Genomic DNA, 23,423 nt, shown 5'->3' on the forward strand with positions numbered 1-23,423 from the left:
GCAGCCATCAAGGTCCGAGGAGATCGACCAGGAACGGGATCAGCGGCGCATCGGCGGGCGGCATCGGCTGGTCCTTGAGTTCGCGCGGGCGCACCCATTTCAGCGCCTGCCCCTCCATGGAACGGGCCATGCCCTCCCAGCGGCGGCAGACATAGAGCGGCATCAGCAGGTGAAAGTCGGGATAGGCGTGGCTGGCGAAGGTGAGGGGGGCGAGGCAGGCCTCTTTCACCTCGATCCCGATCTCCTCGCGCAATTCGCGGATCAGGGTTTCCTCCGGCCGCTCGCCCGGCTCGACCTTGCCGCCGGGGAATTCCCAGAGACCGGCGAGCTGCTTGCCCTCCGGGCGCTGGGCCAGGAGGACGCGGCCATCCGTATCCACAAGGGCGACCGCCACCACGAGGAGGATGCGGAACGGAGGCGGCGTCACGGCGGAGTCTTGTGTCACGGCAGGATCGCGAAGCTGGCCGAGACCTCGGCACTCGTCTCGATCGTGCCCGCCGCGAGCGGCACCGTCACGCCGGAGCGTTTGGACCGCATCGGGGCCGCCGCCATCGCCATCGGCATCCCGCCGCCCTGGGGCGTCGTCTGGATCAGCAGGGGCGCTCCGAGCTTCACGCCGGCGGCCTCGGCGAGGCGTCCCGCCTGCGCCATCGCATCCTTCATGGCCGCTACCTGCACGGAGGCCTCCGCCGCATTCGGATCCTTCAGGCCGAACGCCACGCCCTCGATCCGGTTGGCGCCCGCGTCCAAAGCCTTGCGCATCAGCTCGCCGAGCTTGCCCATATCGGCCAGGCGCACCCGCACGCTATTGGCGGCGCGGTAGCCGTCCGGCTTCTCGGTGGTGCTGCCGTCGGGTTGGCGTACCTCCCGCGTCGCCTGCGTGAGGGTGACCGCCGTCGTGCCGATATCGCTCTCGCCGACGCCGAACCCGGCCGACAGCGTGATGAGCGCGCGGGCGACACTGCTCGCTCCGTCGAGGGCGGCAGCGGGCGTCGCGCCCTTGGCTTCGATCCCGATCTCAACCGAGGCGAAATCCGGTGGCGTCTCGGCACGGGCGCGGCCGGTGACGACGATGCGGCTCTCACGCTTGTCGTGCTCGTCCGCCCATGCGGGAAGCGCCAGGGCGGCGAGCAGAACGGATGCGACGGCGATCTGGAACCGGCGCGGAGCGTGCTCGGACGAGCGCCTCATGAACGGTAATCCCCGTTGATCTCGATATAGCCCTTGGTCAGGTCACAGGTCCAAACCCGCGCCGTGCCATTGCCCAGGCCGAGATCGACCGTCACGGCGACGTCCGATTCGCGCATGACGGCGCTCGCTGCCGCCTCGCTGTAATCCGGGTCGCGGGCGCCCTCGCGGGCGACGCGGACGTCGCCGAACCAGATCGCGAGGCGATCGCGGTCGGCGGGCTCCCCGGCCTTGCCCACCGCCATGACGACGCGGCCCCAATTGGCATCCTCCCCGGCAATGGCCGTCTTCACCAGGGGCGAATTGGCGATGGACATGGCGATGCGGTGGGCCGAGGCATCGTCCGTCGCGCCCTTCACGTTGACGGTGACGAACTTGCGCGCGCCCTCGCCATCCTTGGCGACGAGCTGCGCCAGCTCGATGAGCAGATCGTCCAGCGCCGCGCGGAAGCCCGACAGGCGGGCGTCGCCCGGATCGGTCACGGGAGCGTTGCCGGCGGCTCCGGTGGCGAACAGCATCAGCGTGTCGGAGGTGGAGGTATCGCCATCCACCGTCACGCAGTTGAAACTCGTCTGCGTGCCGGCGCTCAGAAGGGTCTGGAGCACGACCTGCGGCAGGGCCGCGTCGGTGAAGACGAAGCTCAGCATCGTCGCCATGTCGGGCGCGATCATGCCCGCGCCCTTGGCGATGCCGTTGATCGTCACCGTTGTCCCGTCGATCGTCGCTGTGCGCGTGCCAAGTTTGGGGAAAGTGTCGGTGGTCATGATCGCCTGCGCCGCCGCCGCCCAGGCCGCTGGGCCGGTCTCGGTCCGGGCCGCGCAATTGCTCAGCACACCTTCGAACTTGGTCGCGTCGAGGGGCTCGCCGATGACGCCGGTGGAGGCGATGAAGACCTCGTCGGGCCGGCATCCCGCCGCCTCGGCACCGATCTTCGCGGTGAGTTCCACGGCGTCCCGTCCACGCGCTCCGGTGAAGGCGTTGGCATTGCCGGAATTGACGATGAGGGCGCGGGCGCCTTCCCTCGCCAGGGCTTCGCGGCACCAATCCACCGGTGCGGAGGGGCATTTCGAGCGGGTGAACACGCCCGCCGCCTGTGTCCCCGGCTGCAACGCCAGATAGAGCACGTCGGTGCGCCCGGAATAGCGGATGCCCGCCTGCGCGGTGGCGATGCCGACGCCGGCGATGGGCGGCAGGTCCGGCACGGATTTCGGTGCGAGGGGCGAGACGGGGGGAGTTTTGGCGGATGACATCAGTCGGTCGGGCTCCGGCAATCCGCCGCTATCGATTCTCTGGCGGCGCGGCGGTGTTGCATCGCCCACCGCCGCCACGTCAACACCGGCGGGCGCTTTCGAGGGAACAGTCAAGCTCCTCGGGGATTTCCTGTATCCGACGCGACGGACATCTGCGGACGCCTTGTCCTGCAGTGCAAACGTGTCCTACGATGACGCGTCGCACAGAAGATACGTGCTGGAACCGGCTTGAGCCGATCCAGGCGCGCCCAGGCGGAAACGAGGAGTTTCGACCATGGAACCGACGGCTTCCACCGGTGGAGCCTACGGCGTTCAGGTTCTGATCGCTGGACGACAGAAGCACTGGCGCGACGAGGTGGCATCGCAGATCCGGCGTGCCGGATACGCCGCCACGACCGTCGATTCCGGCGTCGATGCGATGACGGTTCTGGCCCTCGGCCTCCCGGTCGACGTGCTCGTCACCGATATCAGCCTCAAGGGCGAGTTGTGTTCGACCAAGCTTGTCCTCGAAGCGCGCGCCCTTCGGCCCGACCTGCGGATCGTCTTCGCCAACGAAGCGCCGCGCGACCCTCTGCCCGAGGTGATCGAGGACGGCCATGACGACGTCTACGTGACGAACGAGGTCAGAAACGACGCGGTCGCCAGCACCGTACGCGAGGCTCTCGGAAACCGAGATTGATCTTCAAGGTTCTTCCGATCGGGTAACGAGAAGGGCGGCCGAGACATCACTGTCCCGGCCGCCCTTCTCGTTACATCGCCACGGCTCCAAGGCACGCTATGTCGGCGCGCCTTGGCGTCAGGGAGCCGTCTTGGTTTCCGCCGGCTTGGCGTCGGGCGCCCTCGTCTCCGTCGACTTGGTGTCGCCGGAATTGGGCTTGGCCTGACCGAGATAGACATATTCCGGCGCGGCGCGGAGCTGGTCCTTGTTGGTGTCGATCGTCGCCTTCATCGCCTTGTCGTCGACTCGGGCGAGCTTCAGGGCGCTCGGATCCACCGCCACGTATTTCGTGCCGATGCCGAGGAATCCGCCGACGCCGACGACCCAGGCTTTGATCGTGCTGCTCTCGTCGAGAACGATGTCGGCGATCTCGCCGATCGTCTCGTTGGCGCCGTTCTGGATGGTCAGGCCAATCAGCTTGGAGGTGACCCGGTCGGACGGCGCCTGTGCGACGAAGGTCGGACGCAGGTCGTTGTTGAGAGTGGCGGGGGCCGCCGGAGCCGGAGCCGAGCCCGCATTCTGCGGATCCGCCGTCTGAGCACCGGCAATCGACGCTCCAGCGAAGACGAGGGGCGTTGCGAGGGTCGCTGCAAGCAACAGGATGCGCATAGGGGCGTGTCTTTCCGCTCTGGGTTCGGTGGTCGAACTCGGTCCTCGCTCAAGCTGAGCCCTTGCGAAAGGTTCCACCCGCGATGCACCCGATAGTGGACAGTCCGGATCGTCGGACTAGTTTCCGTCAGGGCGAAAGCGGGCCGATTCCAGCCTCTGTCCGCCCAGGGAGCGACCCCCGATGACCCTACTTCGCCGACAGGCCCTGTTTCTTCTCGGCAGCGTCATCGCAACCGGTGCGCGCGCCGCGACCAGCGAGGGCAATGCGAGGGCCTTCGCCTTCGAGAAACCGGAAGGCGGGCTGATCGCTCTCAAGGATTTTGCGGACAAGCCGATCCTCATCGTCAACACCGCCACCGCCTGCGGCTTTGCCGGGCAGTTCTCCGGGCTTCAGGCTCTGTGGACGCGCTTCGGCGGGCGCGGCCTCACGGTGATCGCCGTGCCGTCGCCGGATTTCGGCAACCAGGAGCCTCTCGATGGCATTGCCATCGCCGAGGCGGCCCGCCGGAATCACGGCGTCACCTTTCCCGTCGCCGCCAAGACCCATGTGCGCGGGCCGCAGGCCCATCCGTTCTATCGCTGGGCCGCCGCCGAGAAGCCCGGTTCCACGCCGAACTGGAACTTCCACAAATACCTCGTCGGCCGCGATGGCGGCCTCGTCGGCGCCTATCCCTCGTCGGTGGAACCCAACGATCCGCGCATCGTCACCGCCATCGCCGGCGAGCTGAGCCAGAGCTGACGCCCCATGGGCGCGTCACCGAGGGATGTCGCGGGGTGGGCGAAGCGGCTCGACCCGCCGCGGGCGTGCGGCTTGTCGTCTCGTGCCTCCGCGCGACGAGCGTTCGTAGACCCCATCGGAACGTGAAGGAGCCGCGGACGGATAGTTCGACGCGAAGGGGTTGGCCGGTACGCGCTCGGGGCTTCCGAACAGGCTTCCGCCGGATTGCGCCCAGGCCGATGGGCCGGCCAAGATCGTCAGGAGGAAGGCTGCAGTCAGGTTCAGGCGCATCGCCGATTTCCTTTTCAGTCGGTCTTTGATGCCATAGCCCGGCTTCCCACATCCGGCGAGGCATCGTCCGATGCGCCGTCCTCCTGCGGCTCGAAAGGAAGAAACAGATGGACCCTCATGAATTCGAGCATGACGGCGCGCGTTTCGAGGTGCGCTTCGAGCGTGTCGCCGAGGGCTGGCTCGGCCATATCCACCGTGAGGGGGACGACGTCACGCATATCATGGCCTTCCCCGATGGCGCCGGCTACGATTCCGGCGATGTGCGCGGTTCGTTGATCGCTGGTTGCGAGGCGGCCGTTTCTCGCATCACGCAGGCTCCAGCCACCCGTCACTGAGTCGCGACGGAAGCTGGGGACGGAACTTGGGGACGGAACCTGGGACAGCCCCGCTCCGTTCGCCATGCCAAGCACTTGGCGCCAAAACGTCGGCGCCTCGAGGAGTAACCAGCATGTCCGAGATCACCTATCGCATCGTCGAGCACGATGGCGGCTTCGCCTACAAGGTCGGCGACGTCTTCTCCGAGACCTTCCCGAGCCACGACGAAGCGCTGCAGGCCGCCCAGGCCGCCGCTGCCGAACAGCAGGTGCCGGGCTCCACCGAGGGTATCCGCTACCAGGACGGCAAGGGCGACTGGCACGACGAAACAGCTCAGGGCAACGACCGTCCCACGGCGAAGGTCGTCGATTAATTCACGCTCAGTTCCCGCCGGTCTCGTCCTGTCGTGGGACGGGACCGGTACGGATTTCCGGTCGGCTCGCTCTGAGACCGCTGCCTCAGCCCTGACAGAGATGCTTGCCGCTCAGCCGGTTTTGGCGACCGGCTGTCTTTCGGTGGCGCTCCACTGCGCGGCCGCCACGTATCTCGTCGGGCCTCCTTCGCCGTTGCCGTTCTTACCGCTGTGGCAGGTTCGATTCCGGCCGGTGCCTTTTGCCTCGTAGAGAGCCATGTCGGCCGCTTCGACCAGCGCTACGGCCGTGGCGGCGGGGCCGCAGCTCGTCGCCACGCCGATGCTGACGCTGACGAAGCCGAGGTGATCGTTCCGGTTTCCGTGAATCAGGCCCTTCTCCGCGATGCTGCGGCGGAACCGTTCCGCGACCCCATAGGCCTCGTCGGGATCGCTGGTGTGCATCAGGACTGCGAATTCCTCGCCACCATAGCGGCTGACGAACGCACCCGACCCCGCAGCCGTCTTCGCCAGCAGGGCGGACACTTCACGCAGGCACGTATCGCCGGCGCCGTGGCCGTAATGGTCGTTGAACAGCTTGAAATAATCGACGTCGATCAGCATCACGGCGAAATGCCGGCCTCCGAGGCTCGCTTCCCAGAACTCGGAGAGCTCGCGCGCAAAAGCGCGCCGATTGGCGATGCCGGTAAGCGGATCGGTGGTGGAGAGATGGGCGAGGGTCGTGTTGTCTTCGGCCAGGCGCTTGGCGCGCAAGCTTTCCCGCAGGTTGACCAGGTAGTCACGCCGGTTCGCGGCTTCGATCTTGTAGGTGGCGACGAGGCTGAAGAGGATGCCCGTCATCATGTCGAGGCCGAGGACGCCGCCCACCGGCGCTGCGATGTCCGGCTTCAGATACAGTCCCGCCGCCACCGCGATGGCCGTGATACCCGACAGGAAGCAGGCCCAGAAGAACCGCAGCGGCAGGGTGATGTTGGCGAAGAGGACGCTGAGCCAGATCGTCGCCGTTGTCAGCGAGACCAGCGGACCCGTTCCCATCCAGAAAATCAGGATGGGGATACCGGTGGCCGCAAGCATGCCGATACCGCTGATGGCTTCCCGAACCGGTCCGGTGACTCGTCCTACCGCCCAGATGATCAGAAGAGCCAGCGGCGTCATCGCCAGAGCCCGCAACCCGACATTGAGAAGGGCGAGGTCCGGCGTCGTCACGAAACCCGCGACGTTGTAGACGTGGAAGACCACCATGCCGAGGACGATCGTGTAACGGATGTCCCGGACGCGCTTCTCGCGCGTGTCGTACTCGAAACGCGCTTCGAGCTCGGATTCGAAGGCGAGTTTGAGGGTCCTGGCACGCAACTGCCGATCGATGGCGCTAAGCAGGCGCATGTCTTTACCGGCACCGGGAAAATCGGGTGCCAGAGTTCCGCCCGCACTAAGCCGGCGTACCGGTCTTTCACTCACGCGATCCGCCCACGGCTCAAAGTCGTTCGCCCCGAATTCATTGTCGTCCAAGCCTCAGACAGCACCGTCTTCAACCTCGACATTGCCGTTCGGTCGCATCGTCACGTCGATAATAACGCCAATACGCATTATGATCCCTAACAGTGCTGAACCCCCTTGAAAAAGATCGTTCAAATTCGAACCATCTTGCATGCAATCCCGGGGAAATTTCCACATTGCCGGAAGCCGGATGCGCAAGGGGCATTTGCGCTTTGCACCCGACCTCGTGCATCTCGCTAGGAGTCCCCTGCCGGCCGATGGCGCCAGGTGGGGTCGTCACGTTCGGAGATAGCCTTGCCGCCTCGTCAGACCGACCATGAGATCGATCCGCTCTTCGTCGAGCGTCGCTCGCCCCGCGCCTTCACCGGCGAGGCCGTGCCGGAAGCGGAATTGCTGCGGATGTTCGAGGCCGCCCGATGGGCGCCGTCCGCGTATAACTCGCAGCCCTGGCGCTTCCTCTACGCCCTGCGCGACACGCCCGATTGGCAGGTTTTCTTCGACCTGATCGTGCCCGGCAACCAGAAATGGGTGAAGGATACCGGCGCCATCGTGATCCTGGTGTCGAATACGCAAATGAAGGTCGGCGACGAGCTCAAGCCGTCCTGGAGCCATTCCCTCGATGCCGGCGCGGCATCCGCGAACTTCCAGCTCCAGGCGATCCGCCAGGGCTGGCACGCGCACGGAATGACCGGGTTCGACCGGGAGCGTACGATCACCGCCCTCAACGTGCCGGAGACCTACCGGGTCGAGGCGGCCTACGGCGTCGGCCGTATGATCGAAGCGGGCAATCTCACGGAGGAGCAGACGGCGAAGGAGAGCCCGACCGGCCGTCGTCCGATCACGGATTTCGTGTTCGCCGGCGGATTCAAACCCACTGCGGCGTGAGGTCTTCGCCGTGCTGAAACCGGCTTCCGATTACGATGCCCTGGTGTCGGGCTTCGCCTGGGACATCCCCGAGCGGTTCAATATCGGCGTCGATGTCTGCGACCGCTGGGCCGGGATCGAGCCGGGACGCGCGGCGATCCACGATGTCTCGTCGTCGGGGGCGGTGACGACGACGACATTCGGAGGCTTGCGCGAGGCGTCGAACCGCCTCGCGCAAGCCCTCGTCGGGCTCGGCCTGCGCCTCGGCGACCGCATCGGTGTGCTTCTGCCACAATCGGCCGCCGTCGTGGTCGCCCATGCCGCCGCCTACAAGCTCGGCGCCATCGCCCTGCCGCTGGCGGGCCTGTTCGGCCCGGAGGCGCTGGAATACCGCCTGTCGGATTCCGGCGCCTCCGCGCTCATCACCGATGCGGCCGGACTGGCGAAGATCGAGGGCATCCGCCACGCCCTCCCGGCTCTGGCCCATCTCATCTGCCTCGACGGTGCCGTCGGCGGAGCTCTGGCCTATTCCGATCTGATCGCTTCAGCCCAAAACGACTTCAGCGCCATCGATAGCCGGGCCGACGATCCGGCACTGATGATCTACACGTCCGGCACGACCGGTCTCGCCAAGGGGGCGCTCCACGCCCATCGCGTGCTCCTCGGCCATCTGCCGGGCTTTGCCATGATGCACGACTTCCCCCCCAAACCCGGCGACCTGATGTGGACGCCGTCCGATTGGGCCTGGGCGGGCGGTCTCCTCAACGCGGTCCTGCCGAGCCTGCATCACGGCGTGCCGGTGGTGGCGCGGGCCGCCGCGCGCTTCGCGCCGGAGACGGCCCTGGCGCTCATCGCCGAACTCGGCATCACCACAACCTTTTTGCCGCCCACCGCCCTCCGGATGCTGCGCGGCGTGCCCGACCCGCGCGGACGCTTCGACTTCTCCCGCCTGCGCAACATCGCCTCGGCCGGCGAGGCGCTGGGGCCCGAGACCTTCGAATGGGTCCGTGGCGAACTCGGCCTCACCATCGGCGAGGCCTATGGCCAGACCGAGTGCAACCTCGTCCTCGCCTCCTGCAAGACGGCCGGCATCGCGCGCGCCGGCTCCACCGGCAGGCCGGTGCCCGGCCACCGGGTGATGATCCAGCGCGCCGACGGCAGCGAGACGGCCATCGACGAGCCCGGCGAGATCTGCGTCGCCCGGCCCGACCCGGTGATGTTCCTCGGCTACTGGAATCAGCCCGAAGCCACCGCCGCGAAGTTTCGCGGGGAGTGGATGCTCACCGGGGACACCGCCCGGCGGGATGCGGACGGCTACGTCCATTTCATCGGCCGCGAGGACGACCTCATCACCTCGGCGGCCTACCGCATCGGCCCGGTGGAGATCGAGGATTGCCTCCTGCGCCATCCGGCCGTCGCCTCCGCGGCGGCGGTGGGCAAGCCGGACCCGCTCCGCACCGAAATCGTCAAGGCCTTCGTGGTCCTGCGTGAAGGGTTCGTCGCGAGCGACGCCCTGGCCGACGAGATCAGGGCCTTCGTCCGCTCGCGTCTCTCGGCCCACGAATATCCGCGCGAGATCGCGTTCCGCGACTCCCTGCCGATGACGACCTCGGGCAAGATCATCCGGCGGCAGTTGCGCGACGAGGGCTGAGGTTCATCGACCGCGCGCAGGAGGGACCGGCGCGGTCGCTTCGACCGTCGGCGGCGCGATCACGCCCGGCGCGGGCAGGCCGAGGAGGAAGGCGAGATCGGGCGCGGCGTCCTCCGCGAGAAGATCGGCCAGCGTGTACCGGTCCAGCACCTCGAGGAAGGCGGCGAGGGCCTCGCCCAGCGCCTTCCGGAGTCGACAGGACGGGGTGATCGCGCAGGCTCCGTTCGCGAAGCATTCGACGAGGGCCAGATCCTCTTCCGTCTGCCGCACCACGGCGCCGACCACGATCTCGGCTGCGGGACGGGCGAGCCGCAGGCCGCCGCCGCGACCGCGCGTGGTCTGGACGAGGCTGATCCGGCCGAGCTGATGCACCACCTTCGTCAGATGGCTTTCCGAGATCCCGTAGGCGCGTGCGATCTCGGCGATCGAACTCACCCGGCTCTCGTTCAGCCCGAGATAGATCAAGGTGCGCAGGGCGTAGTCGGTGTAGCGGGTGAGGCGCATTCCACCCTCCTACAGGGTTTTAAAGATACATTCCGCTTGCATCTTCTAAAACACATCGGCGATAAGGTTCATATGAAATGAACCTTTGGAGCCTGTCCTTGTCCCAGCCCCTGACGCCCGCCACCATCGCCCTCATCAAGGCCACCGTTCCGGCCCTCGAAGCCCATGGGCTCACCATCACGAAGCGGATGTACGAGCGCCTGTTCAGGGACGAGGCGATGCGCGACCTGTTCAACCAGTCGCATCACGGCGAGACCGGTTCGCAGCCGAAGGCGCTGGCCCTGGCGGTGCTCGCCTATGCGCGCCACATCGACGATCTCGGCGCGCTGAGTGGCGCGGTCGAGCGGATCGCCCAGAAGCATGTCGCCCTGAACATCCTGCCGGAACATTATCCCTTCGTCGCGGACGCGCTCCTCGGTGCGATCCAGGACGTGCTCGGTGATGCCGCCACGGCGGAGATCTGCGCCGCATGGGGGGAGGCCTACTGGTTCCTGGCGAATATCCTGATCGGCCGCGAGGCGGAGATCGCGCGCGACCTCGCACACAAGCCCGGCGGCTGGAACGGATGGCGCGACTTCGTCGTCGAATCGGTGACCGAGGAGAGCGAGACGATCCGCTCCTTCGTGCTGGCGCCGCGCGATGGCGGGCCGGTCCTGCGTCACGAGCCCGGCCAGTATCTCGGTATGCTCATCGACCTGCCCGGCCAGGGTGTGCTCAAGCGCAACTACTCGATCTCCTGTGCGCCGAACGACCGGGCCTACCGCATCACGGTCAAGCGTGAGGGGCGGCCGGGCGAACCGGCCGGGATCGTCTCCAACTGGCTGCATGCGGTGGCCAAGCCGGGCACTGCCCTGCGCTTGGCGCCTCCCGCCGGCGATTTCTTCCTCCACCGTTCGACGACCGCCCCCGTCGTCCTCGTCAGCGGTGGTGTCGGCCTCACGCCGATGCTGAGTATGCTGGAAACGCTGGTCGAAACAGGGGCCGACCGGCCGGTCTGGTACGTCCACGGCTCCATCAGCGGGCGTTTCCATGCGATGCGCGAGCATGTCCGTGGCTTGGCGGCCCGAGCGCCGAACATCGAGGTCCGGACGTTCTACGCCGTGCCGGAGGACGGAGACCGGCAGGGCATCGATTACGATGCCGACGGCCTGATCACGGCGGATTGGCTGGCGCGTGAGACTCCGCTCACCGAGGCGACCTACTACCTGTGCGGACCCAAGCCGTTCCTCGCCTCCCTCGTCCACGGTCTCGCCCGGCACGGCGTTCCGGCCGAGCGAGTGCGGTTCGAGTTCTTCGGCCCCGCCGACGAACTCGTGGAGGAGCCCCGTCAGGCAGCCTGAGATGAGGCAGGCCTCATGGCGAATCAGGGGCTGGGCGGGGCGGCCCCGTCCCTGGCTTCCTGCAATCGGCGAACCCATTGCCAGAACGGGTCGTCGCTTGCCTTCGCGAAACTGTCCGGCGGTGTCGGCACGATCTCCGAGACCGTTCTGGGTATCGTCACGCCGTAGGTCGTCGTCAGCCAATCCCGGAAAGGAGGATTGTCGGCCTCCATCTCGTAATCCGGTTCGTCCTCCGGCTCCGCCTTGGGATGCGCGAGTCCGGTCCCCAACTCGTTGTGCCCGATGGCCAGAAGCCGCAGGAAATCGAGCGGGGTCCGTCCGAGCACGCAGAGGCCGTCGCCTTCGGAACCGAGATGGACGATGCGCTGATATCCCTCGTCATCGAGCCAGAAAGCCGCGTAGGAACCGTCCGCACCGGTCCGTGCGAAGGGGATCAGGCGCGCGGCAGTGTCCGGGTTTCCGAACCAGCCCTCGGCATAGGAGCGGGCCTCGTCCTCACGCTCGACCCGGAACAGAACGACCGCGCCGCGGTAAGGCGCCTCCAGCGGCTGAAGCGTCCCAAACATATCTCCGGGCACACGCTGGCTTTCGTGGAGAAGGCCCCGCTCCTCGATCCAGTCGAACAGCGAGGCGATCTCCGGCGGCAGCGTGAAGCTGGCCGGCAGGCGCGCGCGCATCTCGTCGGTGAAGCGTCCCATCCGCTCTTTCCTTCCCATCCCGCTATCCCAATCCCAAACCGGCGTAGCCTGGAACACGTATAAAGACATCTTTATGTCTTGATTGCTTCGCGCCGGTTCGCCTGCTATAGGCCTCGCCATAACGAAGCGAGAGACGGAGAAGCGACCCCATGGCCCAGGATTACATCGTCAAGGACATCGGTCTGGCCGATTATGGCCGCAAGGAAATTTCTATCGCCGAGACCGAGATGCCGGGCCTGATGGCGACGCGCGAAGAATACGGTCCGTCGCAGCCGCTGAAGGGCGCGAAGATCGCCGGCTCGCTGCACATGACGATCCAGACGGCCGTGCTGATCGAGACCCTGAAGGCGCTCGGCGCCGACATCCGCTGGGTCTCGTGCAACATCTACTCGACGCAGGACCATGCCGCCGCCGCCATCGCGGCCGCCGGCATCCCGGTCTTCGCCATCAAGGGCGAGACGCTCACCGAGTATTGGGATTACACCTCCAAGCTGTTCGACTGGCATGACGGCTCGATGCCGAACATGATCCTCGACGATGGCGGCGATGCTACGATGTTCGTGCATCTCGGCCTCCGCGCCGAGAACGGCGACACCGCCTTCCTCGACAAGCCCGAGTCGGAAGAGGAAGAGATCTTCTTCGCGCTCCTGAAGAAGAAGCTCGCCGAGAAGCCGAAGGGCTGGTTCGCCGGCCTCGCGGATTCGATCAAGGGCGTCTCGGAAGAGACCACCACGGGCGTGCACCGCCTCTACAATCTCGCCAAGGAGGGCAAGCTGCTCTTCCCGGCGATCAACGTGAACGACGCCGTCACCAAGTCGAAGTTCGACAATCTCTATGGCTGCCGCGAATCGCTGGTCGACGGCATCCGCCGCGGCACCGACGTGATGATGGCCGGCAAGGTCGCCATGGTCGCGGGCTTCGGCGATGTCGGCAAGGGCTCGGCCTCTTCGCTGCGCCATGCCGGCTGCCGCGTGCTGGTCTCGGAGGTCGATCCGATCTGCGCCCTCCAGGCCGCCATGGAAGGCTATGAGGTCGTGACGATGGAAGATGCCGCGCCCCGCGCCGACATCTTCGTGACGGCGACCGGCAACAAGGACATCATCACCCTCGACCACATGCGGGCGATGAAGGACCGGGCGATCGTCTGCAACATTGGCCATTTCGACAACGAGATTCAGGTCGCCGGCCTGAAGAACATGCAATGGTCGAACATCAAGCCGCAGGTGGACGAGATCACCTTCCCCGACGGCCACCGCATCATCCTCCTGTCGGAGGGACGCCTGGTGAATCTCGGTAACGCCACGGGCCATCCGTCCTTCGTGATGTCCGCCTCGTTCACGAACCAGACGCTGGCCCAGATCGAGCTCTGGACCAACCCCGGCAAGTACGAGAAACAGGTCTACACCCTGCCGAAGGCCCTCGACGAGAAGGTCGCCATGCTCCACCTCGAGAAGATCGGCGTGAAGCTTTCGAAGCTCCGCCCCGACCAGGCCGCCTATATCGGCGTCTCCGAGAACGGCCCGTTCAAGCCCGACCATTACCGCTACTGACACCGCTTCCGGGAACCGGCGCTGCCGGGCCCTTGTGAACGACATCGAAGAAAGCCCGGCCTCGCGCCGGGCTTTTTTTTCGCCACAGCGGCCATGGCGCACCCGTGGCACAAGTGTGTCCTTTCTGCGCCGATGGCCGGGCAACCGATCGGCGACATGGTGAAGATAAGCTTAACCCTCTTCCGGCAGGATTCCGGCTCGCGCTAGTGTGGGGTGATTCCTCATCTGGAGGTAACCCCGCAGCCGCCTTTCGGGCGTCTGGCGGGATGGGCGCAACTGCGCCTCAGCGACGGTTCGTAGGGGCGGTACGTGTCATGAGGGTCGATGAAACGGCACGCCTGAACGGGCGTGTCGGCGCTGCCGTCGTCTCTGTCGCTGCCGGTGTTGCGGCGGGCGTCATGGTGGCCGGTCACGCCATGGCGGCGTCCGGCGAGGGCGCGGCCATGCCGTCGCCCACCGCCGCGACGCTCGGAGCCGGCTATGTCGGCGACCAATCCTCGTGGGTGATCGGCCTACCCTTGCACATGCACAATGCCACCGGCCTCGCGATCCTCATCGGCCTGATCATCTTCGCGACCATCCTGTCCCTGCTGCACCTGCGCGAGCGCGGACGCTGGACCCGGCGTGAGCGCGAACTCATCGCCGATCTCGACACCCTGCGCAGCTCCGAAGACCGGGCCGAGATGCTGCTCGGTGCCGAGCGGCAGGTCATCGTCACCTGGTCGGGGCGTGGCGAGCCCGTCATCGAGGGCGACCTCACCCTCGCCTTCGACGGCAACCGCGTGAAACCGGGTCCCGCCGGGCTGATCCTCGCTTTCGGAACATGGCTTCTGCCGGCGGATGCGGGCGCCATCGAAGCGTCTCTCGACGCTCTGCGCGAACGCGGCGCAGGATTCCGCATGACCGTCCGCGCCCAATCCGGACGGATCGTCGACGCGCACGGGCAGGCCCTGGCCGGTCGCGCCCTGCTGCGCCTGCGCGAGACCACCGAGGAGCATCGCGAACTCGCCGAATTGCGCGAAACGCTCGACGAGACCAAGCGCGGTCTCTCCGCCCTCGCGAACCTGCTCGACGCGATTCCCCAGCCGGTCTGGCGGCGCAACCGAGACGGCGGCCTTGCCTGGGTCAACACCGCTTATGTCGCCGCCGTCGAAGCCGGCAGCCGCGAGGCGGCGGTCGCCGAGGGGATCGAATTGCTCGACCGTCAGGCGCGGGATCTCATCGCCCGCGGTGAGGGCGACCGCACCGCGTCCGGGGGCAGGGCGGCAAAGCGACTCTCGGCGGTGGTGGCCGGCGGGCGCCGCATCCTCGACGTCACCGAGGCGGCCATCGATTCAGGCCGCGTCGGAATCGCCGTGGATGTCTCAGAACTCGAGAGCGTCCGCGCCGACCTGCAGCGCCAGATGGATGCCAATGTCCGCACCCTCGACCAGCTCCCCACCGCCGTGGCGATGTTCGATGCGCGCCAGCGGCTGATCTTCCACAACGCCGCCTATCGCCAGCTCTGGAGCCTCGATCAGGCGTTCCTCGATTCCGGCCCTCTCGACGGCGAGATCCTCGACCATCTGCGCGCGGCCCGGAAACTGCCCGAACAGGCGGATTTCAGAGCCTGGAAGGCCGACGTGCTCGCCGCCTACCGCGCTGTCGAAGCCAGTGAGACCTGGTGGCATCCGCCGGACGGACGTTCGCTGCGCGTCGTCGCCGACCCGAACCCTCAGGGTGGCCTGACCTACCTGTTCGATGACGTCTCCGAGAACGTGAAGCTCGAATCCCGCTACAACGCCCTGATGCGTGTCCAGGCCGAGACGCTGGACACGCTGAAAGAACCGGTGGCGGTGTTCGGCGCCGATGGACGCCTGACTTTCGCCAATCGCGCCTTCTCGACATTGTGGCGCCTGGATCAGGAGACCCTGGGCGAGCGTCCGCGCGTGGATGCGGTGATCGAGGTCTGCCGGAGGCTCTCGCCGGACGAGGAGCCCTGGCTCGACATCCGTGGCGCCATCACCGGCCTCGAGAGCCGGGCGGGCCTCACCTGTCGTCTGGAGATCGTGGATGGCACGGTGCTGGATTGCGCCGCACAGCCCCTGCCGGAGGGAGCGACGCTGCTCACGCTCATCGACGTCACGGCCAGCGTGAACGTGGAACGGGCACTGACCGACAAGAACGATGCCCTGGAACGGGCCTCTCAGCTCCGCGACACCTTCGTCCACCACGTCTCCTACGAGCTGCGTTCGCCGCTCACCAACATCATCGGCTTTACTCAGCTTCTCGGCGACGAGACCGTGGGCGCGCTCAACGAGCGCCAGCGCGAGTATTCTGACCACATCATGCGCTCGTCGGGTGCGTTGCTCGTGATGATCAACGACATTCTCGATCTCGCCTCCATCGATGCCGGCTCGCTCGAACTCGCCCGCGAAGTCATCGACGTCCGGGCGACCGTAGAGGCGGCCACTCGCGGCCTGGAGGATCGCCTCGCCGAATCCGCCATCAGCCTCGATCTCGACATGCCCGACGACATCGGCAGTTTCGTCGCCGACGGAAAGCGCGTGCGGCAGATTCTGTTCAACCTGCTCTCGAACGCCGTCGGTTTCTCCTCCCCCGGCCAACTGGTTCGGGTCACCGCCCGCCGGACTGAGTCGGAACTCACGCTCACCGTGCGCGACGAGGGCCGCGGGATGCCGGAAGACGTCGCCGCGCGGGTGTTCGACCGGTTCGAGAGCCGTACGCTGGGAACCCGTCATCGCGGAGTCGGCCTCGGCCTCTCCATCGTGCGCTCCTTCGTCGAGCTCCACGGCGGCCGGGTGGAGCTCGCCTCCAAGCCCGGCGGCGGCACCCGCGTGACCTGCACGTTTCCCGTGGACAATCCGGAGCCCAAGCGCGCGGCGGCGGAGTAGCCGCATCCGCGTCATCCCTCGTAAAAACGCGGCCGCGCGGATTGCGCCGCTGGCCCGGACGCGTCGCACCCCTTAGGGTACGTGACGATTTTGTTTAAGGATGCCCGCGTTAGATGAGCTGCCCGCCTTGCGTCCCGGCCATTCCATGGTCCGGCGTCGAGGCGGTCTAGCGAATGGCGCGGACGGAGGATGTGGCGGTGAGTGAGGACGGTTCGGGCGAGACCCGGCGCGAGACCAAACCCGCCTGGGCCTTTGTCCTCCCCGACGAGGGCGCGACGGAAGATCTCGGCCGCTTCCTCGCCGAATTCCTGCAGCCGGGCGACATCGTCGCGCTGTCCGGAGGGCTCGGTGGCGGCAAGACCACCCTGGCGCGGGCGTTGATCCGCGAGCTCACGGGCGATCCGGAACTCGAAGTGCCGAGCCCGACCTTCACCCTGATCCAGCCTTACGAAGCGAAGAATGGCCGGCAGATCGTCCATGCGGACCTCTATCGCTTGCGCGGTCCGGACGAGTTGGTGGAGCTCGGCTTCGACGAGATGACCGATACGGCGATCACCCTGGTGGAATGGCCCGAGCGCCTCGGTCAGCGCGATGGCCCGATCCTGACCGTGGACCTGTCGCTGCGGCCGGAATTCGGCGAGGGGTCGCGTTTGGCCCGCATCGACGGCCAGGGCGAGATGCGCGCCCGCATGAAGCGCGCCCGCGCCCTGCGCGCCTTGCTCGACCGCAGTGGCTGGGACGAGGCGGAACGCATCCTCATGCAGGGTGATGCGTCCTCCCGGCTCTATGAGCGTCTGGTGAAGCCGGACGGGACCAAGGCCGTGCTGATGATTTCCCCGGCCCGGCCCGATGGCCCGCCGGTGCGCAACGGCAAGCCCTACAGCGCCATCGTCAAGCTCGCCGAGAGCGTCCATGCCTTTGTCGGCGTCGACCGTGGCCTTCGCGCCCTCGGCTTCTCGGCGCCCCGCATCTACGGCGAGGATCTCGACGAAGGCCTGCTCATCATCGAGGATCTCGGCTCGGAACCGGTGGTGGATGCCAACGGGCCGCGCCCCGAGCGTTACGCCGAGGCGGTGCGCCTCCTGGCCAAGCTCCATGCCACCGAGCTTCCCGGGGTTCTCCCCGTCGCCGACGGCATCGACCACGTCCTGCCGCCCTACGATCTCGAAGCCCTGCTGTTCGAGACCGAACTCCTGCCGGACTGGTACTGCCCCTCGGTGCGGGGTGCCTCGCTGCCCACGCCCGCCCGCTCCGAATTCGTGGCGCTCTGGGCCGAGGTCCTGCGCGGGGTCGAGCCGGAGCGTCCGACCTGGACCCTGCGCGACTATCATTCGCCGAACCTGATCTGGCTGCCCGACCGCGAGGGGCTGGAGCGCATCGGCGTCATCGACTTCCAGGATGCGGTCCTCGGCCACCCGGCCTACGATCTCGCCTCGCTGCTGCAGGATGCCCGCGTCGACGCCACGGCGGATTTCGAGCTGCGCCTGCTCGGCCTCTATGTGCGCGAGCGGCGCAACCGCGAGCCCGATTTCGACATGCAGGGCTTCGCGCGAGCCTATGCGGTGATGGCGGCGCAGCGCGCCACCAAGATCCTCGGCATCTTCGCCCGCCTCGACAAGCGGGACGGCAAGCCGGCCTATCTCGCGCATCTGCCGCGGATCGAGGGCTATCTCGCCCGCAATCTCGCCCATCCGGCGCTCACCCGCCTGCGCCTCTGGCACCAGGAGCACCTGCCGCATCTCGTGAGCGAGGCGGCTCCGGACGAAGGCGAGGCCTGACGTAGCTCCCGCCCGATAGCCGGGGGGCGGGGCCGCGCTTTCGGGCTTGACCCGGGGAGCGAGTTCCCCACGATGCCGCCGCACCCGCTGGTGCTTCGCGATCATCGCCCCGGATGTCTCATCCGGGACGATGCCACAGCCCTCGCGCCCGAGACGCCGACGGAATGTCCGACAGCCCCGTGCCCGCCATCCATCAGGCCTTCGTCCTCGCCGCTGGCCTCGGCAAACGCATGCGTCCGATCACAGCGACGGTGCCCAAACCGCTGGTCGAAGTGGCCGGCCGTGCCCTGCTCGATCACGCGTTGGACAGGGCGGCGGAAGCCGGCATCATGGATGCGGTGGTCAACGTCCACTACCTCGCCGACCTGCTCGAAGGGCACCTGGCCCGCCGCCGCACCGCTCCGGCGATCCGGATCTCCGACGAGCGCGAGGCGCTGCTCGAGACCGGAGGCGGCGTGAAGAAGGCGCTGCCGCTACTCGGCGCCGCTCCCTTCGTCGTGCTCAATTCGGATTCGTTCTGGCTCGAAGGGCCCAAGCCCAATCTCGGCCGTCTCCTCGAAACCTGGGAGCCGGAGCGGATGGACATCCTGCTCCTCGTCGCGCCGACGGCGACGAGCCTCGGCTACGAGGGCAAGGGTGATTTCGTGATGAATGCCGGCGGCGCGCTCCAGCGTCGCGGCGAGCGCGAGGTGGCGCCCTTCATCTATGCCGGTGTCGCCATCCTCAAGCCGGAGCTCTTCGCCGACACGCCGGAAGGTTCGTTCTCCCTCAACCTGCTGTTCGACCGCGCCATCGAGCGGGAGCGGCTGTTCGGCCTGCGCCTCGACGGCCAATGGCTCCATGTCGGAACCCCGGAGGCGATCGAGGCCGCCGAGGCGCAGGTGAAGGCGAGCGCGCAGGTACAGTGACGCGAACCGATCGGACCGACGGAATGACAGAGTCCCACGTCTTCACGATCCCGCCCGGCGCCCCTTTCCTGCCGACCCTCGCCGAGGCGCTGATCTCCGGTCAGCTGGTGGGGAATGTCTCCGGCGATCCGTTCGCGCTGGCCAGCGTCACCCTCTATCTCCCCACGCGACGCGCCACGCGGGCGCTCTCCGCGATCCTGGCGGAGCGGGTCGGCAGCGCGCTCCTCCCGCGCCTGATCCCGTTGGGCGAGGCGGATGAGGCCGAACTCGATGTCGCCGCGAACCCCTTGCTGGAAGACGGCGCCGACCAGCTCGCCCCGGCGATGCCGCCCCTGGAACGCCGGCTGATTCTCGCCCGCCTCGTCCAGGCCTGGGCCGAGACCATCGATCGCAAGCTTCTCCCCATGGGCGACGATGTCCCCTTCGTCGTCCCCTCCTCGCCGGCGGATGCGGTCTATCTCGCCTCGGATCTCGAAAAGCTGATGGACGCCCTCACCGTGGAGGGTGTGCCCTGGACCGAGATCGCCGGGGCGGTGGAGGCCGAGTACTCGCAGTATTTCGGCCTGACCCTGGATTTCGTGCGGATCGCCGCCGAGAACTGGCCCAAGATCCTGCACGACCGCGCCTTGAGCGATCCGGTGGCCCGCTCGCGCACCCTCATCCTCGCGGAGGCGACGCGGCTGCGGCGCGACAAGCCCGCGGATCCGGTCATCATCGCGGGCTCCACAGGGTCGGTGCCGGCGACAGCCAAGCTGATCGCCGCCGTCGCCGCCCTGCCGAGGGGTGCGGTGGTATTGCCCGGTCTTGATCTCGATCTCGACGAGTCCGGCTGGGACGCCATCGAAACGGGGGAGGGGGCGGAGCGTGAGATCGCCCACGGCCATCCGCAGGCCATCCTGCATCGCCTCCTCGGCCCCGGCTGCCTCGATCTCGACCGTGGCGCGATCGCCTCTCTCGGACAAGCGACGCCACAAGGCCGAGCACGGACGGCCCTGCTGTCCCAGGCCTTGCGCCCGGCCGAGACCACCGACGCCTGGTCGGACCTCACCGCCGATGAGCGGCGCGAGACCGCCGAGACCGGTATGGCGGGTATCTCGGTGATCGAGGCCGCCGACGAGCGCGAGGAAGCCCTGGCCGCCGCCATCGCGCTGCGCGAGACGCTGGAGACGCCCGGCGCCACCGCCGCCCTCGTCACCCCCGACCGCAACCTCGCCATACGGGTGGCGGCCGAACTCGCGCGCTGGGGGATCGTCGCCGAGGATTCGGCCGGCGAGGCGCTCTCCGTCAGCCCGGCCGGGCGCCTGGCGCGCATGGCGGCCGAGATGGCGGCGGATTTGAAGCCGCATCGGGTGATCTCACTCCTGGCGCATCCGCTGGTCCACCTGTCGATGACGCGGGACGAGGTCCGGCGCGGCGCGGCCGCCCTCGAGATCGGAGCCCTGCGAGGGCCGGCACCGGCTCCGGGATTCGACGGCTTGCGTCGTGTGCTCGCCGACCGGCGAAAGGCGACGGGACGCATCCCCCGCGCCCAGCGCCGCCTCACCGACATCGATTGGGACCTGGCGGCCCAAATCATTGATGGCCTCGAACAGGCGTTCGACGGATTCCTTCGCTCCGAAGAGGAGGGGAGCACCGATCTGGTGGCCCTGGGGCGCAGCCATGCGGCGGTGTTCGAACGCCTGATCGCCCGGCCCGAGGGCGAGGACCCTGTGGAGGACAACTCGCTCTGTGTCCTCGATACCCTATTCGACGACCTGTCCACCTCGGAGCCCGGCCTCCTGCCGGGAATGCCCCTCGACTATCCGGCTTTCTTCACGGCGTTGGCGCGCGAGCGGGTGGTGGCCTGTGGCGGAGAGCGCCCCCATCCGCGCTTGCGCATCCTCGGCCTCCTCGAAGCCCGACTGCTCGATGCCGACCGCATCGTCCTCGGCGGGCTCGACGAGGGCGTCTGGCCGATGAAGACCGTCACCGATGCGTTCCTCAACCGGCCCATGCGCGAGCGCATCGGCCTCAATCCGCCCGAGCGGCGGATCGGGCAGACCGCCCATGATTTCGTGCAGGCGCTCGGCTGCCATGATGCCGTCATCACCCGCTCGGCCAAGCGCGAAGGGGCGCCGACGGTGCCGTCGCGCTTCATCCAACGGCTTCAAGCCTTCGCCGGCGAGGCCTGCTGGGACCGTGCCCGCGAGAACGGCCGGCGCTTCCTCGGCTATGCCGGAGCGCTCGACCGTGGGGAGGGGCCGGTTCCTCCACGCCTGACCCAGCCGAAGCCGAAGCCCGACCCGGCCCTGTTCCCCCGGAGCCTCAGCGTCACCGAGGTCGAGACCCTGGTGCGCGACCCCTACATCATCTTCGCCCGGCACGTGCTCGGGCTCGATCCGCTGGAACCCGTTGCCGGCCGCCCCGGCGCCAGCGAGCGCGGAACGCTGATCCACGCGGTGCTCGGCGATTTCGCGCAGACCTATCCCGACATCCTGCCGGAGGACGCGGCCGAGCGTCTGCGCGCCCTCGCCGACGACGAATTCGCCGAGATTCGGCAGGACTTCCCGGAACTCTACGCCGAATGGTGGCCGCGCTACGAGCGCCTCGCCGCCGAGTTCCTGGACTGGGAGACCGAGCGCCGTCCGGCCCTGGACCGGGTGCGGGCCGAAATGTTCGGCCGTTGGGCGCTCCCCATGGGCAAGGACACGTTCACGCTTCGCGGGCGGGCCGACCGGATCGAGCAGCGTCGCGATGGAACCGCCTGCATCGTCGATTTCAAGACCGGACAGCCGCCGAGCAACAAAGAGGTCTTCGCCGGTTTCTCACCCCAGCTCACCCTGGAAGCGGCGATGCTGAAGGCCGGCGCGTTCGACGGCGTGACGCGGACCCGAGAGACGCCGGACCTGCTCTACGTCCATGCCACCGGCGGCCGGAAGCCGTTCGAGCCGCTCGCCGTCAAGCCGCCGCGCGGCGACCCGCGCACCATGGACGCCATCGTCGAGGAGCATGAGCGGCGGTTTCGCGGTCTCGTCGCCCGCTTCATGGCGGGGGAGGCCGCCTATGTCTCACGGCCCTACCCGAAATATGCCAGGTCCTACGGCGATTACGACCACCTCGCCCGCGTGCTGGAATGGTCGCTGGCGGGGGAGGGCGAGGGGTGAGGACGTCCTTCCCTCCCGAGAATGCGGACCCGAGACGATGGAGGGTGCTTTGATGTCCCGCCCGAGGAAATCCGCGAATCGCGGGGAGTGCGCCTAAGCGCGAATCTGTTCCGCCCCATGGTTCGGGCAGATATTCGCCTCCACGGTGATGTGCGAGAGGCCTTCCAGATCGGCGAGCTTCGCCTTGTACGCCGCCGGTTCCTGCGGGTGGTCGGACACCAGCGAGACGATCAGCCCGGTATGGCCAGGGCCGAGGCGCCAGAGGTGGAGGTCGGTGATCGTGTCGCCATTCGTCTCCAGCCGCGTCCGCACGGAGTGGGCGAGATTCCGGTCCGGCACCGCATCGAGCAATGTCGCGCCGGCGGAGCGGATCAGGCTCCAGGACCATGCGACGATCACCGCCGCGCCGACCAGGCCCATGGCCGGATCGAGCCAGGCGATTCCGAGATAGCGGCCCGCCAGCAGGGCGGCGATGGCCAGCACCGATGTCAGCGCATCGGCCAGGACATGGACATAGGCCGCCCGTAAGTTTGTATCCCCGTGATCGGCATGGCCGTGCCCCTCGTGATGGGCGTGGCCGTGATCGTGGTGATGTCCGTGGTCGTGCCCGTCGCCGTGAAGCAGCCAGGCGCTGGCGAGGTTCACGAGGAGGCCGAGGATCGCGATCGGCAAGGCTTCGCCGAAGGCGATAGCCTGAGGATTGCCGAGGCGCGTGAGACTCTCGTAGCCGATGGCCAGCGCGATCATGGCGAGGATGATCGCACTGGCGAAGGCGGACAAATCCCCGAGCTTGGCGGTGCCGAAGGCGAAGCGCGGGTCGTCGGCATGAAGACGGGCGAAGCGATAGGCCAGGGCGGCGATACCGAGCGCCGCCGCGTGGGTGGACATGTGCCAGCCATCGGCGGTGAGGGCCATCGAGCCGAAGATCGTCCCGCCCACGATCTCGGCGACCATCATCGCCAAGGTGAGGCCGACGACGAGAACGGTCCGGCGCTCGTTGCGCGCATGCGATGTCCCGAGGAAATCGTGGCGGTGCCGCCAGGTCTCGATGCTGTGGCTGTGCATGAACGGGGTGCCCTGAAAGAATCGTCCCGCCGAACATAGGGTGCTTTGGCGGGGCGATCATCCTTCTCTATG

20 protein-coding genes are annotated in these 23,423 nt (G+C 67.6%); 12 read left to right on the top strand and 8 right to left on the bottom strand.

The window, feature by feature from the left end; genetic code table 11:
- Positions 1–7 precede the first annotated feature (7 nt).
- The 3 genes from mutT to argJ are packed head-to-tail and all read right to left on the bottom strand — an operon-like array spanning position 8 to position 2,438.
- On the bottom strand, positions 8–445 hold the full coding sequence (gene mutT / locus IPV08_RS19870; RefSeq protein WP_244478083.1) for an 8-oxo-dGTP diphosphatase MutT: 438 nt from the start codon (positions 443–445) through the stop codon (positions 8–10).
- A complete protein-coding gene (locus tag IPV08_RS19875) occupies positions 442–1,191 on the bottom strand; it encodes an SIMPL domain-containing protein (protein WP_207413148.1) in 750 nt (249 codons plus the stop codon). The genes mutT and IPV08_RS19875 overlap by 4 nt, the downstream gene beginning before the upstream one ends.
- Positions 1,188–2,438: a bifunctional glutamate N-acetyltransferase/amino-acid acetyltransferase ArgJ gene (gene argJ, locus IPV08_RS19880; protein WP_207413149.1), complete on the bottom strand. Its 1,251-nt coding sequence runs from the start codon at positions 2,436–2,438 to the stop codon at positions 1,188–1,190. The genes IPV08_RS19875 and argJ overlap by 4 nt, the downstream gene beginning before the upstream one ends.
- 274 nt (positions 2,439–2,712) lie before the next feature.
- Here argJ and IPV08_RS19885 point away from each other — a divergent pair, with 274 nt between their 5' ends.
- On the top strand, positions 2,713–3,117 hold the full coding sequence (locus IPV08_RS19885; protein WP_056429052.1) for a hypothetical protein: 405 nt from the start codon (positions 2,713–2,715) through the stop codon (positions 3,115–3,117).
- A gap of 117 nt (positions 3,118–3,234) precedes the next feature.
- Here the strand turns inward: IPV08_RS19885 and IPV08_RS19890 are convergent, their stop codons facing one another.
- Positions 3,235–3,765, bottom strand: coding sequence for a PRC-barrel domain-containing protein (locus IPV08_RS19890; protein ID WP_056429055.1), 531 nt, complete (start codon positions 3,763–3,765; stop codon positions 3,235–3,237).
- Between the two features lie 181 nt (positions 3,766–3,946).
- Between IPV08_RS19890 and IPV08_RS19895 the strand changes: the two genes are divergently transcribed.
- From IPV08_RS19895 to IPV08_RS19905, 3 genes are all read left to right on the top strand, one after another.
- On the top strand, positions 3,947–4,504 hold the full coding sequence (locus IPV08_RS19895) for a glutathione peroxidase (protein WP_207413150.1): 558 nt from the start codon (positions 3,947–3,949) through the stop codon (positions 4,502–4,504).
- A gap of 377 nt (positions 4,505–4,881) precedes the next feature.
- On the top strand, positions 4,882–5,109 hold the full coding sequence (locus tag IPV08_RS19900; RefSeq protein WP_207413151.1) for a hypothetical protein: 228 nt from the start codon (positions 4,882–4,884) through the stop codon (positions 5,107–5,109).
- Positions 5,110–5,222: 113 nt separating this feature from the next.
- Positions 5,223–5,462 (top strand): hypothetical protein, encoded by a 240-nt coding sequence (locus tag IPV08_RS19905; protein ID WP_018042095.1) that lies wholly within the window; start codon positions 5,223–5,225, stop codon positions 5,460–5,462.
- A gap of 111 nt (positions 5,463–5,573) precedes the next feature.
- Here the strand turns inward: IPV08_RS19905 and IPV08_RS19910 are convergent, their stop codons facing one another.
- Positions 5,574–6,842, bottom strand: coding sequence for a GGDEF domain-containing protein (locus tag IPV08_RS19910; protein ID WP_207413152.1), 1,269 nt, complete (start codon positions 6,840–6,842; stop codon positions 5,574–5,576).
- 402 nt (positions 6,843–7,244) lie between these two features.
- Here IPV08_RS19910 and IPV08_RS19915 point away from each other — a divergent pair, with 402 nt between their 5' ends.
- Together IPV08_RS19915 and IPV08_RS19920 are read left to right on the top strand one after the other, a co-directional pair.
- Entirely contained in the window at positions 7,245–7,841 is a 597-nt protein-coding gene (locus IPV08_RS19915; protein WP_207413174.1) for a nitroreductase family protein, read from the top strand.
- Positions 7,842–7,851: 10 nt separating this feature from the next.
- A complete protein-coding gene (locus IPV08_RS19920; RefSeq protein ID WP_207413153.1) occupies positions 7,852–9,471 on the top strand; it encodes an AMP-binding protein in 1,620 nt (539 codons plus the stop codon).
- A 3-nt stretch (positions 9,472–9,474) separates the two neighbouring features.
- On the opposite strand, the gene IPV08_RS19925 is transcribed toward IPV08_RS19920, so the two are convergent.
- Positions 9,475–9,975 (bottom strand): Rrf2 family transcriptional regulator, encoded by a 501-nt coding sequence (locus IPV08_RS19925; protein ID WP_207413154.1) that lies wholly within the window; start codon positions 9,973–9,975, stop codon positions 9,475–9,477.
- Positions 9,976–10,073: 98 nt separating this feature from the next.
- Here IPV08_RS19925 and hmpA point away from each other — a divergent pair, with 98 nt between their 5' ends.
- On the top strand, positions 10,074–11,315 hold the full coding sequence (hmpA, locus tag IPV08_RS19930) for an NO-inducible flavohemoprotein (protein ID WP_207413155.1): 1,242 nt from the start codon (positions 10,074–10,076) through the stop codon (positions 11,313–11,315).
- A gap of 23 nt (positions 11,316–11,338) precedes the next feature.
- Here the strand turns inward: hmpA and IPV08_RS19935 are convergent, their stop codons facing one another.
- Positions 11,339–12,013 (bottom strand): hypothetical protein, encoded by a 675-nt coding sequence (locus tag IPV08_RS19935; protein ID WP_207413156.1) that lies wholly within the window; start codon positions 12,011–12,013, stop codon positions 11,339–11,341.
- Positions 12,014–12,162: 149 nt separating this feature from the next.
- On the opposite strand from IPV08_RS19935, the gene ahcY reads away from it, so the two are divergent.
- The 5 genes from ahcY (at position 12,163) to addB (ending at position 22,286) form a co-directional block, all read left to right on the top strand.
- Positions 12,163–13,563 (top strand): adenosylhomocysteinase, encoded by a 1,401-nt coding sequence (ahcY, locus tag IPV08_RS19940; protein ID WP_207413157.1) that lies wholly within the window; start codon positions 12,163–12,165, stop codon positions 13,561–13,563.
- 314 nt (positions 13,564–13,877) lie between these two features.
- Entirely contained in the window at positions 13,878–16,457 is a 2,580-nt protein-coding gene (locus IPV08_RS19945; protein ID WP_056429083.1) for a PAS domain-containing sensor histidine kinase, read from the top strand.
- A gap of 173 nt (positions 16,458–16,630) precedes the next feature.
- Positions 16,631–18,235 carry a tRNA (adenosine(37)-N6)-threonylcarbamoyltransferase complex ATPase subunit type 1 TsaE gene (tsaE, locus tag IPV08_RS19950; RefSeq protein ID WP_156467804.1) on the top strand — a complete coding sequence of 535 codons (1,605 nt, stop codon included), beginning with the start codon at positions 16,631–16,633 and terminating at the stop codon, positions 18,233–18,235.
- 164 nt (positions 18,236–18,399) lie between these two features.
- Complete coding sequence (locus IPV08_RS19955) at positions 18,400–19,143, top strand: nucleotidyltransferase family protein (RefSeq protein ID WP_207413158.1); 744 nt, start codon at positions 18,400–18,402, stop codon at positions 19,141–19,143.
- Between the two features lie 23 nt (positions 19,144–19,166).
- Positions 19,167–22,286: a double-strand break repair protein AddB gene (addB, locus tag IPV08_RS19960; protein ID WP_207413159.1), complete on the top strand. Its 3,120-nt coding sequence runs from the start codon at positions 19,167–19,169 to the stop codon at positions 22,284–22,286.
- 93 nt (positions 22,287–22,379) lie between these two features.
- Here the strand turns inward: addB and dmeF are convergent, their stop codons facing one another.
- Positions 22,380–23,351: a CDF family Co(II)/Ni(II) efflux transporter DmeF gene (gene dmeF / locus IPV08_RS19965; protein WP_207413160.1), complete on the bottom strand. Its 972-nt coding sequence runs from the start codon at positions 23,349–23,351 to the stop codon at positions 22,380–22,382.
- Between the last annotated feature and the right edge of the window lie 72 nt (positions 23,352–23,423).

The sequence above is a fragment of the Methylobacterium sp. SD274 genome (assembly GCF_017355285.1).
GTDB lineage: Bacteria > Pseudomonadota > Alphaproteobacteria > Rhizobiales > Beijerinckiaceae > Methylobacterium.

What these genes read in the sequence shown, in the direction of transcription:
- IPV08_RS19875 (WP_207413148.1), bottom strand. Translation starts at nt 1,191, where the DNA reads ATGAGGCGCTCGTCCGAGCACGCTCCGCGCCGGTTCCAGATCGCCGTC.
- argJ (WP_207413149.1), bottom strand. Translation starts at nt 2,438, where the DNA reads ATGTCATCCGCCAAAACTCCCCCCGTCTCGCCCCTCGCACCGAAATCC.
- IPV08_RS19885 (WP_056429052.1), top strand. Translation starts at nt 2,713, where the DNA reads ATGGAACCGACGGCTTCCACCGGTGGAGCCTACGGCGTTCAGGTTCTG.
- IPV08_RS19890 (WP_056429055.1), bottom strand. Translation starts at nt 3,765, where the DNA reads ATGCGCATCCTGTTGCTTGCAGCGACCCTCGCAACGCCCCTCGTCTTC.
- IPV08_RS19895 (WP_207413150.1), top strand. Translation starts at nt 3,947, where the DNA reads ATGACCCTACTTCGCCGACAGGCCCTGTTTCTTCTCGGCAGCGTCATC.
- IPV08_RS19900 (WP_207413151.1), top strand. Translation starts at nt 4,882, where the DNA reads ATGGACCCTCATGAATTCGAGCATGACGGCGCGCGTTTCGAGGTGCGC.
- IPV08_RS19905 (WP_018042095.1), top strand. Translation starts at nt 5,223, where the DNA reads ATGTCCGAGATCACCTATCGCATCGTCGAGCACGATGGCGGCTTCGCC.
- IPV08_RS19910 (WP_207413152.1), bottom strand. Translation starts at nt 6,842, where the DNA reads ATGCGCCTGCTTAGCGCCATCGATCGGCAGTTGCGTGCCAGGACCCTC.
- IPV08_RS19925 (WP_207413154.1), bottom strand. Translation starts at nt 9,975, where the DNA reads ATGCGCCTCACCCGCTACACCGACTACGCCCTGCGCACCTTGATCTAT.
- IPV08_RS19935 (WP_207413156.1), bottom strand. Translation starts at nt 12,013, where the DNA reads ATGGGACGCTTCACCGACGAGATGCGCGCGCGCCTGCCGGCCAGCTTC.
- ahcY (WP_207413157.1), top strand. Translation starts at nt 12,163, where the DNA reads ATGGCCCAGGATTACATCGTCAAGGACATCGGTCTGGCCGATTATGGC.
- IPV08_RS19945 (WP_056429083.1), top strand. Translation starts at nt 13,878, where the DNA reads ATGAGGGTCGATGAAACGGCACGCCTGAACGGGCGTGTCGGCGCTGCC.
- tsaE (WP_156467804.1), top strand. Translation starts at nt 16,631, where the DNA reads ATGGCGCGGACGGAGGATGTGGCGGTGAGTGAGGACGGTTCGGGCGAG.
- IPV08_RS19955 (WP_207413158.1), top strand. Translation starts at nt 18,400, where the DNA reads ATGTCCGACAGCCCCGTGCCCGCCATCCATCAGGCCTTCGTCCTCGCC.
- addB (WP_207413159.1), top strand. Translation starts at nt 19,167, where the DNA reads ATGACAGAGTCCCACGTCTTCACGATCCCGCCCGGCGCCCCTTTCCTG.
- dmeF (WP_207413160.1), bottom strand. Translation starts at nt 23,351, where the DNA reads ATGCACAGCCACAGCATCGAGACCTGGCGGCACCGCCACGATTTCCTC.